The sequence below is a fragment of the Pseudomonas sp. VI4.1 genome, from assembly GCF_002029345.1.
GTDB lineage: Bacteria > Pseudomonadota > Gammaproteobacteria > Pseudomonadales > Pseudomonadaceae > Aquipseudomonas.
Genome location: NZ_MULM01000166.1, coordinates 1 through 15180 on the forward strand (window position 1 = coordinate 1; position 15180 = coordinate 15180).

A 15180-nucleotide genomic window follows, 5' to 3' on the forward strand; every position below is an offset into this window, starting at 1 on the left:
GGCCGAGGACGCGAGCGAGGCCGCCACCTGGTCGCCGCTGACTTTGACCAGCGAGGTCGGACTGCGGCCCAACCCGTCGCGCCGAAGGTCATTTCCGGAATCAGGTGGGCGCCGCTGGCGGTGAGGTCCAGGGGCACCGCCAGGCCATTGATGATCGCGGCCTGGATCTGCAGCGCACTCGCCGCGACTTCCCACGGGTTCATGAAATCGATGTCGGCATAAAAGTCGTGGCGGATCTGCACCGTGGTTTTCTGGTTCTGCAGGGCCGTGACCTGGCCCTCGGCTTCCGCAACGGCCCGGGTCTTGATGTCGAGCAGCCGGGTCTGGATGTCGATGTCCTGGTTGGCGCGCAACACGCCGAGCGCCTCGGCATCCTTTTTCTCCAGAGCCGCCAGCACGCTGGCGCCGTAGCCGCGCACATCGTTGGTCAACTCCAGGGCGCGCTCCAGGTAGACGGGGAAGCGGTACACCGGGGTGAATGGCGCCGCGGCACCGATCGCTCCGGTGCCATAGGCGGCTTGTCCGCCCATCAGTTGCAGAGGATTGATCGGCGGGGCGTACAGCGGCAATGGCTGGGCAACGCCCTGCAGGTTGAGGCAATGACGGATCTTGTACAGGCGGTCGGCGACCGTGTCCCAATAGGCCAGCAGCTGATCGTTGGGCGGTATGCAGAAAAACAGCGTGGACAGCTGCGGCAGGTCCGGCGCTTCGCTCACGGCGTCTTGGGCGTCCAGCGCCGGGGTCGGCGCCGCGATCACATTTTCGATGGCGACCAGCACATCGGAGAATGCGTCCAGCCCGTCCTGGATGGCGGCGTAGGTGGTGGCGTCCGGCCGGGTGGCGAAATCGGCGTCGCGCAGGCGCACCTGTTCGGGCCGGGGACCGAGGATCAGGTTCGCGAGCACATAGAGCTGCTCGGCCTGTGCGACCTTTTCCATGGTGTACTGGGCGTACAGCGAGTCACCCCAGGCAATCAGGTTGTCGAGGAACTTCATGACAGTCGCCTTGGCGTACGCGCCGATGCGCAACCGGGCGATGCGGTGCGGATCGAAAGGATGCGCCAGCCAGTCCTGGAGCGCGGCGGCGGTGTCCAGGTCCGCGGTGCCTTGCTGTGCGTTGGCCGCCAGCGTCGCGAGGATGTGCTGGATCTGCTGGGCCAACCACGTGTCGGCATTCATTTCGTAGAACGGCCGTGTGCGCCAGAAGTGCCCAGGTACCGGCGCGGGGTTCGGGTCGGTCGGATCGAACACGTATTTGAGCCATTGCATCGCAGGCTCGTGTTGCTGGTTGCGCATCAGCTGCGTCGCCACCAACATCGGCGCGTGATAGAAAAGCTCCCAGTTGTAGAGGGCGTAGGCACCCGATACGCTGAAATCGACGTCCTCCCGGGGATAGGGTGTCATGACCGGGGGTTGCGGCTGGTACGTTGTCGCGAAGTCGAAGTTGCCCTGGCCGCGTACCGATTGCGGATCGGTCTGCAGCTGGCGCGACATCAGGCGGTCGGTACCGCCCATCTCCAGTTCGCGCAGGAAGGTGCGCGCGTAGGGGTGATAGAACGGGGTAAAGGCATAGCTCGTGGTCCACTGCGGGATGTAGGCGAGATCGTCGAGCTCCTGCGGCGAGCTGGATACGGTGTAGTAATGCGGGCAGACAAAGAAGGTGCCGGCGACGAATCGGCGGCGAAGAACGGATCCGCGGAATCGAACACCCGGTCCTGCATCGGCACCACCACACGCTGGTTGTCAATGGTGCCCAGCAGGGTCAATGCCGCCGGGGCGCTGTGGCTGCCGGCCAGGGCCAGCACCGTCAACGGGTTGACCGGGCCCGGATGGGGGCCGTAGCTGCACAGATCCTGGCCGCGGAACCTGTAGTTGGCGGCCGTCACCAAGGTGTTGGGGAACTGGTACTTCAGCGTGATCAGCGCGTAGCTGGGTTCCTGCGACTGATCGACGGCAGAGGCGGCGGGCAGCGAGTTCTGCGAATAAATGGCCAGCGCTGAATCCGGCATGGGCAACTGGCCGGTGCCTACCAGGACACTGGACCAGGTGCCGTAATTGAGCCAATGCACACTCAGGTAGATCTCCAGCTGCAACGTCGACTGGGCGTCCGCGAACGCGCGGAAGGTAAAGTCGAGCGCCGGGTTATCGGTCTGGACATAGCTTTTTTCGGCGTAGGTGCGCTTGGCCTGCCATTGCCCGGCACTCAACTCGCTCATCGCGAATTCGATGGACCAGAATTTCCTCGCGGCCGCTGCGGTATTGGGTGTCGGCGCGCCGTTATTGGAGGTCGGTATGCTTTGGGTGCCGGCCTTCTCCGAAATCTGCTTGAAGATCGGCCAGACCAGATGCAGTCGCTGGTCCCACACCAGCGGCACGAGCTGATCCGAAGCGATATCCAGGTTCAGCGCCTGCCAGGGGCTCCAGACGCCGCTGCTCAGCGAACCCTCGGCCCGGCTGCGGTAGTACCATTTCGGCGGCGCGCCACGGGTGCGCGCGAACACGTGCAAGACCCGGGATCCGTCGGCGCGAGTCTCGCGGTAGTGCGCGGCGACGGTCAGGTGCCTGACTTCCACCAGTTTGCGCACATAGTTCTTCAACGCCGCCGTGGTTGCGTCGGTGTCGCAGTTGCTTTGCTTGAGTTCGTTCTCGAGGTCGGAAAAGAACGGCGAGCGGTCGCTGCGCAACTCCGGAAGCAGATAGTTCTCGGGGTACAGGAAGACCTGGCGGTTGGCCTGCCAGAGCCTGAACTGGCTCATCCACGCCCATTGGTTCCAGCCTGGGTCGACGGTCGAATCCACCGGGACGCCAGGGACCAGGCCGAGGAAACATTGCTGCACGAATTGCTGCACCGCCAGCGAAGCCTCCAGCAGTCGCGTGGTGATGCCGCACGCGCACATGCCGGGGTCGATGAGAAAGCCATTGAAAATATCGTCGCTACTGCGCAGCGGCGGGGTCAGCGCGACGGCCGGGCCTGGACCGAGGAGGTAGGCCACCAGGGCATCGCGGCGCATTTCGCGCAATTTGTCTTCCGCCGGCTGCACGGCACCCAGCCAGGCCGAAGGGGCGTAGCGGGACTGGAAGGTGCCCATGGCGGCAGAGGCGGACTCGACGGTCGGCGGTGCGGCCGCCAGTTGCAGCAGCGCAGCCGCGCCGATGTGATATTGCGCCATGGCGTCGAGCGCCGTGCCGAGCGCCGTGAGCATGCCCATGTCGGCGAGCGTGCCGGCCTGGGTGCCCGCATCCAGGGTGGGCGTCGTCGCCGCCAGTGCGTTGGCCAGCACGGTCAGGTCAGTGACACCGGTATTCAGGGCGGTGGCCAGGGCGCCGGCTTCATCGCCGATGGCGCCGGCCAGGTCTGCGGGCAACACCTGTACCCAACGGCCCAACACATCGAACAATCTGGGCGCGCTCGCCGTCTGGCGGCGGTTGAGTTGCAGCGCCTGCAGCAGGCGTTCGAAGGGCAGATAGACAGTGCCCGCAGGCGGGGACAGCGGCAGCGCGGCCGGATTCAACCAGTTGAACGAGGCCGCGTGCTGGATCAGGAAGGCAAAGCTCGACACGGTCGGTCTTAGTGCATTGAACAACGCGGCGGCCTTCGCCACGCGGGTGATCCCGTCCACCAGCGGCTTGAAGGGTGTCGGGTCCACGCCATTGGTTTGCCCGAGCAATTGCGTGATGGTGGTGGCAGGCAGTGGCAGGATGCCCGTGCTGGTAAGCGCGGGCGCCACGACGTTTGCGCTGACACCAGTCGCCGCGGCCAAGGCGCTGACAAACAAGGTTTGCACAGCAGTGGGGTCCGCCGGCGCCAGCTTGGCGAGCGCATCGCGATCACCTGCAACACGGCCGTCGCCTCTGCCGTGGTAAACGTCATCTCGCTGCGGGTGGCCGATCCGTTGCGCAGCAGGTAGTCCAGGTCGGCCAGCTTGATGCCGGTCCCTTGCAGGAACGCCAGTCTGCGCAGGAACTCGGCCGTGTCGGCCGGTGTGCCGCCGAACGCGGCAGCGGACCCGGCAGGCAGCGCATCGCAGACTGTCATCCACAGCAACAGGTCGGGGACGGTGAGGGATAAAGCGGCGGCGAGCCGGGCGTGTCGGAGCAACAGGTTGAGGCCGTCGAGCGACAACTCGAGGGTGACGCCCGTCGCGGCGCCAATCGCGGCGAGATCGTCGGCGCTCAAGCCCAGCGCCGCCTTGAGCGCATTGGAATCGATCGGCCCTCCCGGCAAGGCTCCGGCGTCGACAAAGACCCCGGACCAGGACGCCAGCAACGTCGGACTGCGGAACACCCGGTCGTATGTCGATGCAACGAGGGTATCCACCTCGCCCAGATGACTGTTCACGCCATGGGTGGGCATCGGCCCCCAAAAACTCAGCAGCTCTTGCAGCGGCAGGCTCAATCGCTCGCGCAAGGCCAGCGCATCGGCAATGAACACCAGGAACCCGTCGTCCAGGTTGCCGTTCGCCGATTCAAGCGCCCAATCCAGCTCCCACATTTGCAGCCCGGTAGCCGTCCATAGTCGCAGGAAGCGATTGGCCCGATCCAGCACGGCGGCATCGAGCCCCTCGAAGGTCATGAGCGCCGTGTCGCAGCTCGCGATGTTGAGGGTGTCCTGGACGGTGAAACCCAGCTTGAGGGTCACGTTGCCGCCCGTCACCCAGGCCACTTCCAGCAACTGGCACAACTGGGCGAAGTCCAGATGTGCCCGCCCCAGCAGCACGGGCACCCTGGATAAGGCGGCGACCCAGTCGGCGGGTGCCGGGCTCAGCGGCTGCCTCGTCTTGGGGTCATATACGTTCGCCGGGTTGGCCTGGGCCTCGAACCCCCAGCGCTCCCAAGGCGGGTGCGGGTCGGTCCCATTGATTAACGCCTGCAAGGCGGGATTGAGGCCCAGTTGCGCGGCAGCACGCGCCGCCGCACTGCCGCTGCCGCACAGGCGCATCACCTGGTCGAGTCGGGTGCCCATCGCCTGCAGAAACGCCGAAGTCCGGGCGAAGGACAGATCGAAGGGCAGCGTCAACGGGAAGACCGCCACTGCGGTTTTATCGTACGCCGCCTGCGACACGTGCTGGGGCAACGCACGCCGCTCCGCGGAGGAGCCCGTGGTCGCGAACAGCGTGAGCGGTGCAGCGGGCGGTGCTATCGCCGACTCCAGCAATTCATTGACCAAGTCGATGTAGGGCAACGTGACGTCGGTGTTGTCGCAGCCCAGGGCGATGAAGGGCAGATCGGGCCGACGGGAGAGCAGGGCATCGAGGGCGCCGCGTTGTTTGAGAAATTGCAGCAAGTCGACGAAGTAGGCCGCGGGGCTGAGCACCGAGCGGCATTCGCTGCATTCACAGTAGTCGAGCGAACCAAACAGGGCCTGCAGGTCCGGCAGGTTGGCCAGCGAGTCCGCAGCAGGCACGGGGGAGGCCATCAACGCCACGGTGGTGCCATTGAGCGCGAGGTTGTAGCGGCCGAAAGCGGACAACGCGCTGGCGTAGCGCGCTTGCGCACGCAACCAGGCCGCCTCGGCTCGCGGTTGACTGCCGAGCAGCGGCGCCATTTGCGCGACGAAGGGCGCGCGCCCGCTGAAATAGACGGCTTGCGCCGAGTGGTAACCCGCGCCTGCAAGGGCTTCTACCGTCGCGTAGCGCGTCGACAGAAAGGACAGCCGTTGCAGGGTCTTCAGTGAGCCCAGGGCCTCGGTCGACAGCTCGAGGTTGTTCCTGGCGACGTAGCGGTCGATGTTGGTACGGCGCAGATTGAGTCGCGGGTTCGCGGCCAGCACCGACACCAATTCCTCCCTGGCGGCGAAGGCGGATCCCGCAGCTTTGCCCAGGCTGCCAAGAAAGGTCGTTGTCAGGTAGCGCGACTGGAACCGTTCGGCCAAGGCCTTGGCAAAACGGGCGATGCGCTGTGCCGGCGTGTCGTCGGGCAACACCTGGGGAATCGTCGAGGCCTGCGGATCGAGTCGCTCGATCCTTGCGACCCAGTCGGCTTCATCGAGCAGGGCGAGATTCTGCACGCGTGCCAGTTCCCCTCGGGCCAGGCGCTGCAGGGTGTCTTTGACGAGTACCAGGTTGCCGCCGAGCAGTTCGCTGGCGTTCAGTGCGGTGTTGAGCGTCGCCAGCTGTTCCTTGGTCAACGCAGGGTCGGCACGCAGCAGCTTCCATGTGGTGCGCAGACGTTTACCCGACGCGGCGTAGGCCTGGGTGAAGGCAGCACTCACCGCAGCCTCGACGCCAGCGGCACTCAACACGTCGTTGAGCGGTGTCTTGCCGCGGATGTAAGGCGTCGCGCCGACTCGCTGCGTGCGCAATGCGCGCAGCTGCGCCAATTCATCTTTCTGTTTTACCGCATAGGTGGCGGGCAGCACATTGGCCGCGACTGCGGCGTCGAGCGTTTGCGCGAGCGAGGCGTCCGAATGGGCCAGCACCCCCGTCAGCACCTGCGCCACGAACGCGTCGTCGATGCCGGCATCGGGCAATTGCCCCAGCGCCGTGTCGAGGGGCGCCGGAATGCCCCGGCTGAACAGGCCGTACAGCGTGCGTTCATCCAGCTTGCCCGGCACTGCCAGGCGTCGCGCGATGTACAAGCGGGCCACGTCGGCAAACGGCACGCCGCCGGCTTTGGCGACAAAATCCAGTTCGCGATGATCCTTGTTCTGTTTCAGCTTCACCAAGGGCGTCTTCAGCAATTGACTCGCGACCGTGCTGCTCAGCAGCGTGTGGGCCGACGGCGCAGGCACCCGGCCGACGCCTGCCGTTGTCAGGTCGATGTCGACATGCGCATCGGCCGCGAACAGGACCTCGGATTGGGCGATGACCTTGCCGTCGGCGTCGAGGGCTTGCACGATCAGGTTGACGGCTTTGGTGCGCCGATAGGTCAACAGGAACCCGCCCGACTCATCCGTGGCCGCCGAGGCGAGTTCCGATCGATCGCGTACCCGCTGCGCCAACAAGGAGATGCGCGCACCGGCGATGGGGGCGCCGTCCGCGTCGACGAAGGTTCCCTGGACGCTGCCCTGGCCGTCGCCGGCAGCGCCTGGTGTGAGTTCGATAGGCATGGAGCATCCTCCGTGAATCAAACTGTCTATTGCGAGAGTCGATCAAAAGCACGACTGAGTTGGGCACAAACACCGCTGTGGCACCACGCTGCATACACGTCATCGCCAGAGGTCAGGACGGTCTTGAGCTGCATGTCCGACAACAGCTCGGCATTGAGCACGCGCACGCCGGGCGCATGTCCGTTGCGGCCGATGACATTGATGTCCGCGTTCAGGAAATGCCGCTGTCCTCCAATATTGGGATCAAGATCATCGGCGGTCTGCGTCAACATTCGCCCTGTCTCGTCGCCATGGGGGCCCGACAGAATCGTCAGCCTTCGCCCCGTGCGGCCGAAACGGCGTATCGCATTCAACAGGCCGCCCTGGGTCACTGGGCCTCGGCTCAGGATGAGTTGAGTCCCCCCGCGTATCCACCTCGAGTACCAGCGATTGTTGGTCAGGTTCGCCAGGACGCCTTCGGAGTCCGCCAGATAAAGCGGGCCGTTTTTGACCGCAAGGTAATTGTGCGGTCCCCTGACATCATTCGCGCCGGGCACGGGGGCCTTGGGTTTGGCGGGCATGGCCGACATCGTCAGGAAGCCCATGGCAATACCCTGGAAAACCTGCACGTCGGTGCTCATGCTTTCGGTCATGATCGCACCGGTCATCATGTTCAAGGCGTTGGGCTTGACCGCCCATTCCGGGTGGTCGAGTTTCATGCCCCAGTAACGTTTATTCGCGTCCGAGAGGGCATTCCATTGTTTCTCTCCCAACTTCATCTCGAGAAGCATGTCGGCGATCATGTGCACGATGATGGAGGCGTCGAGGGTGTCGCCGGCGTCGTTCAGCTTGGGTATGAGGGTGCGCAGCATGTCGATCCGACCCTGGATCTTCCCCCTCTGCGTCGGCGTAATCGGCGGGCCCTCGGAGTTCCAGCGAGGCAGGTCCGGGGTCAGCATGTCTCGGATTTCTTTTGCACGAGCCTCGATCTTTGCGATGTCCTCGTCACTTGGGCGGCCATCAGTCCCGGCCGGATCGGTCAGGCCAGTGGGGCAGGACATGACGTATTCGTACAAGTTGAGGCCGCCTTGCAATCCGGTTGGATCGCAGCTCGTCCATCGACCCAGCCAGGCCGCGTAGTACCTGGCCCCGTGGTAGCTCAGCCCGCTTTCCTCATCGCGCTCCATCCGGGTGAAGCGATAGCGCTTGCGGCTGACTTCCACCGCGCTGCGTCCGGCCTGGTACGAAGTGTTGCCATAGGGACAAAATTCTTCGTAGGAGATCACCTGGGCCGCATCGTCCAGTTCCAGCACCGCCGAACCCAGGTGATTGCTGAACTGATAACGCACCAACCGCGCGGGAGAGCCATCGTTGCCCTGGGTCCGCGTCTCTACCTGCGCGATGCGTTGCCGGTCATCGGCCACGTGCAGCGTTTCGCGTTGCAGGGTGAGGGCGCCCGCGTTGTCGTACTCCACATACACTTCGAAGCCGTCCAGGTAGAACCGCTCCTTGCGCTTGATGCCAGCCGGCGACTCGGTAATCTTGCGGGCCCGTTGGCCGGTCCCGTCGTACACGTAGTACGTGCGCTCGCCTTGGTGCAGCGCGCCATCGGCATCGTCGGCATTCACCGCCTGGCGCTGCGACATGGACAACTCGTCATGGAAATTCCACTGCATCGCCTGCAATTGCGGCATCGACGTCATGTTGCCGTGAAGGTCGTACCCGTACCCCTCGGTCAGGCCCTGGGTTCCGGTGACAAGCGTGGAGGACAGGCGATTGCCGACCTTTCCCGGTTCCAGCGCACTGGCTTCGTTGTAGAGATAAGTACGCGTCCATCCCGCATGGATCGGCTGGCTGCCCTGATGGATCAACTTGAGGAAGTTGCCGGCGGGGTCATAGTCGTAGTGTTCGGTGTATGTCCCCATGGCTTTGCCGTTATGGGGGCTGGGCAAGCGAACGCGAGACGCGTCGTTGTATGAACTCGCGGCCGGTGCCAGCGGGATGTCGTTGGCGCCCAGTCCAAGGAGCTCGCGGCCGCTGGCTTGCGTCAAGCGATAGAGGGCGTCGTAGGTATAGTCATTGCTCGGTTCCACGCGCTGGTTGCGGAAGAAAATGGTCTGCTGCGCGGTGTCGCGAACGGCGGTGACGTTGCCCACCGGATCGTAGGTGTAGAGGAGGTTCTGGATCTGGCATCCGGGCCAGTCCGTGTCCTGTGGCGCCGGACAATCGTCGGGAAAGCCGGCCGGGTTGCGTCGGGTGAGCACCCGCGTCAAACGGGCGGTGTAGGGGTCGTAGGCGTACCGAGTCCTGGCGCCGTTGCCATAGTCGATCAGCGTGCGACGGCCTTGGGCGTCGTAATCGATGTTGGTGATAAAGGGCGTTTGCGCCGCCGCGCCCGCCAGATTGATGCTGACGGTCTCCAACATATTGGCAGTGTTGTAGGTGGTACGCGTGGTGCTTCCATCGGGCGTGGTGGCCGCGGTCGGACGGTTGAGCGCATCGTATTGAGTAGTGCCGATGAAGGTGCTGCCAAGCACTGGCGCTGCAGACCAGTTCGGTAATAGCTGATGGTCCTCGATGAATTGCCGCTGGACCCCCAGCGCATTGCCCTTGAAGTCGTAGGCTTGTGGCAGCCCGGTAACCGGGTCGAGCGCCAGGTGGGTGACGACACCGGCCGTGTCGCTGGTCGAATAGGCACGGGTGCGAAGATTGAGCATCGCATCGTCTGGCTGTCCTTCACCGTAAACGATCTGGTGGTACTGCACTTCGGTCAGGGTCCGGGGATCGGAATTCACGGTGTCGGTGCCCTGCACGAACAAGCCGGTCAGCCTGCGCAGTGCATCGTATTCGTTGCGGTGATTGTGGCCTCTGGAATCCCAGGCGCGGATGGTTTTCCCGGTGACATCGTCCAGGTTCCAGCGTTGCCCGGCTTCCATGCCGGACTTATGAATACTGCCGCCCAGCATGTGATAGTCGTACACCATGACCTTGCGGTCGAGCGCATCGCTGACGGCGCGCAGCAGGCCCTGGATGTCGAGTTCGACGCGGGTCGCGTAGCGGCCGGCGGCGCCGTTGTCGGCGATGGTCAGGAACGGGCGCCCCAGCGCATCCAGGTGGGTTACACCGGGCGTGTTGGCGTGGGCGGCTGCTTTGACCGCGGCATCCTGCTCCTGCGGGCCGAGATTGGCGTTGATGCGTTGTGCATACCAGGTCGGTGACAGATCACTGGCGGGCAGCAAACCGAGGTAGCCGCCCACGTCCACATCGGCAGCAGGATCGTTCACCAGCACGGTGTCGTTTGCGTCCCAGGAGTGCTGATGCCATGCATCGAACACGAGCTTCTCGTAGGTCTGATTGGGATGGTGCGTGGCGACTACACGGCCTAACGGGTCATAGATCAGAATCGCGCTGACGCCCGCCTGTACGCCGAATTCGAACTGGTGCCCCTTCGCGGGCAACTGGCTGAAGAACGGCTCGTATTGCCGCACAGGCTTGCCCTTGTTGTTGCAGATGGTCCAGCCGCTGCCGACCCAACGCGGATCGATGACCGGGCCGTCCGCGACGGCCGGCCCCGGTTCGGCCTGGACTTTCTTCTGCACGGTTCGGCCGAAGCCGTCGCAGTACCCGAAAGCAAGGTGGGTCTTGCTCGTCTGACCCTGTGCAAGGTCGCTGACATGCGTCTCGCGCACGATAGTGGCGGCAAAGGCCGGTAACCACTGCGCTGGATCGCCCGGGGAGGCCTGACGCGAATTGAAGAAGCGCAGCGGGTCGTAGACGATGCGCATCGTCGCCGTGCCCAGCAGCGCGCCGGCCAGGTCGTGGGGATCATCGGCCGTGAAAAAACCATCGATCTCGGCAGGTGTCAGGCCGGCGGCAAAGCCGGTGAGTGAATCCCCCAGGCTTTCGGTGGCTTTACCCATGATGGCGGTCCCCGCCACAAAGCCGAGCGCGTCGAAGGCAGCCGCGCTGCGATTGCCGTTGGGATCGGTGACGAGTACCGGCAACAGCACGCGGTAGTCGTGGCGGGCCGTCGTCGAGTTGCCGAGCGCATCGGTGGTCTGCACCGGGACCAGATCGTGCACGTCGAAGGTGGCCGTCGCGCCATTGCCGTAGGGATCCACGGCGCGGCGCGGCAGATAGGAAATGCTCGAGCGCGCGGTTTTTTCGGCGGCAGGCGTGGTGGCGCTGGGCGAGTAAAAAACCCGGCTGGAGGGCTGCCACCAATGGCCGTCGCCATTCAAGTCGACATAACCACCGCCATCCGCGGCGACGCTGGCAAGCACGTCGGCAGGCACGGGCAGCAGCGCAGCGCCGTCCCGCCGATAGACCTGTGAAACCAGGCCCGGGGTGAATACGAGTTGATACTGGACGCCTGGCAGCGCCAGCGCCTCCAGCGTGCCAGGCGGGAGGAGGGCATTGGCGTTGGCGGCCGCAGCGCCCATATCGTCGGGCCGATAGCAGGTGCTCGCCCGCGCAATCAATCGCCGATACGTTTGCCCTGCCTGGAGACCCGAGGGATTCAGGTCTTCGAAGGCAATGTCGTGGGCGCCGTCCGCCGCGGTTTGAATGGCACTGGCCAATTGCGTGAACCCCAGCAGCGGTGTAATGCCGGGCGGCGCACTCGATGGCGGGAGCTGGATAAATTCGTAGCTGCTCGATTGCGCTGGTAACGGCGCTCGGTACGCGTCTTCGGCGAGGACCGCGTTGGTGTAGGAAGCCTGCGCATAGGTGCAGAGCGGGGCTGTTTGTTTGCGTTGATCGTCCGGCGTCAGGGTGGGATCAAGATAACGGCGCCCGTAGGCGACCGCCGCCGATTGCAGCACGTTGCCGAAGGGATCGATCTTGAGCGTCAGTGCGTGAGACACCCGCGGGTCGGCGGCATCCTTGGCGCCGGGCGGCGGTGCAGCCTGATCCACCAGCTGGTTGCCGAGGACTTTGTACAGCTTGCGCTCGTAATGGAAGTCAATCGCCTCGCAGGTGAACGCGAAAAACACCGAGTAGGGGTTTGCGCCCCGTGGTTGCAGGACTTCGATCCTGTAGTTGCGTTCGCTGACGCTGTAAGGGCGGTCGGCGGCGTCAGAGCCGTCGAGCGCGTAGATTTCCTGGCGCAGAATCGAACCGCGCAATGCGCGACAGGCCTCGCGCATTTCATCGGCTGAGCCGTTCCATGACAGGCGACTGCCATCGGCAAGCAGCACGGTGTCGGGCAACAGCGTGTCGTCGAGCAGCAGGCTTTGCTGTTCTGCGTCGCTTAACCCCGCGATCAAGCTGCTGTCGTCGCCTTCGTCGTAATACTCCTGCGCGAACTGCCTGGAGACGCTCGACTCGCCGAAATAGCCCCCCGTGTGGAACCACGTCCTGGTGTGCACCGGCGGCACCGAATAGGCCGGATCCTGGTTGTTCGCCCCTGGAAACGCGCCGCCTTGGGAGACGGCGCTGATCTCTTCGGTGTCCCACTGATCGACGCGGCCGAAACCGCGAAATTCGCGCTCCACTCCGTCGAAATAGCCGTGGTGGTAGGCGTAGCGGGTGACGAAGCGATTGCGGCTGATGTAGTCATAGGTTTCCACGCGTTCGATCACATGCACCGGAAACGGCAGCCGGGTCAGCCAGGGGGTGCCCGCCAGTTTGTCGGCTACGTAGAACCGGGTCGAGGGCGCGTACCGGACGGCAGTTTCGGCGCCCAGGTTGTTGCGCGAGCGCACCAACAGGTGGGGTTTCTGGCCGCCCATCAAGTCGATGTAGCGCATCGGGCGCGATGCGCTCGTGGTCAAGGGGGAAGACCAGAGCAGACAGGCCGTGCCGTTGCCGAGCAGGTCCAGCACCGTGGCCGACGATACCGATTCGACAGCCGGGAAATGTGCGAGGCGGCGGCGACTCCCCCAGGCATTGCCGGATTGATTGAAATAAACATCGATCGCGTGACTCGTGAAATAAAGGATGTCCGTGGTGCCGGACCCATCGATGTCGGCGAGGCGCAGGCGGTTGCCGTCGAACAGGTCGGCGTGATCGAAGCGGGGCGACTGCGCCATGGTGACCTTGGCGCCGAAGCGGCCATAACCAAGGTTGGGCCAGTAGCAGACCGCGCCGTTGCGAATGCGCACGAGGTCGGTCAGGCCATCCCCGGACATATCGGCGAGAAAGATCGACTCGCTGCCATCAGCGAACACCAGTTGCGGTCCTGCTTCCTGATCCAGTGACTGGGGCCGGTGCTGCGCGGTCGCGAAACCATCGACTGACAAGGAGGCATGCCAGCAGAACGCGTGGTCCTCGCTGATGAGCAGATCGGGGAATCCGTCGCCGGTCAGATCGATGAACCTGAGGTTCGGGTTTCCCCAGTCGAGGACAGGGATCGACCGGAACCGCTTGAAGCGGTGCCAGTCCTGCTCCTCGGTGCGCTCGAAAAAGCCGGGGGAGGGGCCGTCGAATGCCACCACAGCGAGATCGCCGGCACCCGACAGATTCAGCAGATGCACGCGGTCGCTGTGCAAGGAAGCCGGCGAGGGTTGCCGCGCTACGCGCTGCATCGGCCCGAAACGCGGCACGGAGACCTCGGTGCCGGCGACGACCTGCCGGTTGGCCGGGCTCAGGTTCGACTTGTAATACCAACTGCCGCCCTGTTCGGTCAGGATACCGGGAACGCCTTCGCTCTCCAGATCCACCCAGCGATAGCGGGCGTCGCTGAGCCCGCTCGGCAGGTTGCGCACACTGACAGCGTCGAGGTCGCGCACGGACTCGTCGATGTCAGCCTGGGTATAGTCGAACTCGAGCGGGGGCAGCGAACTCGCGCGGTAGCCGGCGCCATCGCGAACGTAGCCCGTCTGGGTGACGGCGCGCAAAAAAGCGTAAAAAGGCTGCGTGGTATCGACGGGTGGGGCGGATGCGTGTTCCAGGTGGGTGGCGCGCACCAGGCAATCGCGGCCGACGTTCGATTCCCCGGCGAAATGATGAAACATCAGCACTCGCCGGCACAGGCGATAGGTGCGGATCTCGAAGCATGCACGATAGTTCGAGAATGGATCGGGCCGGCAGGCCCATGCCTGTGAGGTTTCCTGGGGGACCGGGGCCAGCAGGTCGTGCTCGCCATAGTCGAATACCACCTCGAAGCACCAGTCGACGGGTGGCGGCGGCGGTGCGGTGGCAGTCAGGTCCGGCAAGTAAGGCACGCGATTGCCGTAACGGATGCGCTTGACGTAACGCTGGGCCGATCGCGTCAAGTCACTGCGATTGCGCTCCGAGACCTGGGACAGGTCGACGCCCGCCGAGTCCTCCGGCTTGTAGTCGTAGAACACGGCGTTGCCCTTGTCGTCATGGCTTTCGCAAATCAACCAGCTGAAAATCCGCCGGGGGTCCAGGGGATCCGCAATCCGACTCTGCGCAGTCCGGCCATACCAGGTCGTGACATTGTCTTTGGAGATCGACCGCCAGAACGTGTCCGCCGCGTCGGCGGTGTTCACCCAGCGTTCGATGCGCGCGAACAACCCTTCGACGCGCGGTCGATACCGCTGGATGCTGTACGGCTGTCCATACACGGTGCGCGGCGGCAGGACTTCGCGGACCCAGTCGTTGTCGACGCGCAGCAGCACCGGCACCAGGTCTTCGGCACCCGAGAGCATGAAGATGTCGGGCTCTTGCGCCGCCCCATACTGCGGCAAGCCCTTTTCCGTTTTACGCGAGACAACGGGAAGCGACAGGTTCCAGCCGAAACCGAAGGGCCCGTTTGCTGCGCCGGAGTTGTAGTTGATGGACAGCTGGGGACCGAATCCGCTGCGCCCGGGAGACGTAGCAATAGGCACCGACATCGAGCCCGTCCCGGTGACGGGGTCCGCGGCAAACTTCTCGCCCATCCCGCTGAGGGCACCGCCGCCTTTGGGCGCGACGATCTCGGGCGTCAAGCCGCGATTGGGGGGGCGGCCCGTGCTATCGGACGGGTGTTCAGCAGGCTCCATCGGTCCCTCCAGTCAAGCGGATAGGACCTTGAACCGTATCGAGGGTCGTGGAAACGGCTCAGGCCGAGAGTGCAAAGGCTAGTCACTTCTCCCGGGCTTGTAGAAACGAATTTTTCTAACTCAATAGCCAATCGATTTAAGGGCTACGTGTTCAATGCACCTTCATACGAGATTGATCTGATCCCTCGCGCCTCAAATGACTGAG

General features: G+C 64.3%; 3 protein-coding genes and 1 pseudogene. All 4 read right to left on the bottom strand.

What is annotated here, in order from left to right; translation table 11 throughout:
• Positions 1-1514 (bottom strand): annotated as a pseudogene (locus BZ163_RS20280) (hypothetical protein); the annotation flags it as partial.
• Positions 1493-3208, bottom strand: coding sequence for a neuraminidase-like domain-containing protein (locus tag BZ163_RS35820; protein ID WP_371916825.1), 1716 nt, complete (start codon positions 3206-3208; stop codon positions 1493-1495). The pseudogene BZ163_RS20280 and the gene BZ163_RS35820, both read right to left, overlap by 22 nt.
• A gap of 359 nt (positions 3209-3567) precedes the next feature.
• Positions 3568-7047, bottom strand: a complete 3480-nt coding sequence (locus tag BZ163_RS20285) for a Tc toxin subunit A (protein ID WP_128872324.1) — start codon at positions 7045-7047, stop codon at positions 3568-3570.
• A gap of 26 nt (positions 7048-7073) precedes the next feature.
• Positions 7074-14975: a SpvB/TcaC N-terminal domain-containing protein gene (locus BZ163_RS20290; protein ID WP_128872325.1), complete on the bottom strand. Its 7902-nt coding sequence runs from the start codon at positions 14973-14975 to the stop codon at positions 7074-7076.
• Positions 14976-15180: the final 205 nt, after the last annotated feature.

Excerpts from the sequence above, each read along its gene's own strand:
- BZ163_RS35820 (WP_371916825.1), bottom strand. The coding sequence starts at position 3,208 with ATGGGCATGCTCACGGCGCTCGGCACGGCGCTCGACGCCATGGCGCAA.
- BZ163_RS20285 (WP_128872324.1), bottom strand. The coding sequence starts at position 7,047 with ATGCCTATCGAACTCACACCAGGCGCTGCCGGCGACGGCCAGGGCAGC.
- BZ163_RS20290 (WP_128872325.1), bottom strand. The coding sequence starts at position 14,975 with ATGGAGCCTGCTGAACACCCGTCCGATAGCACGGGCCGCCCCCCCAAT.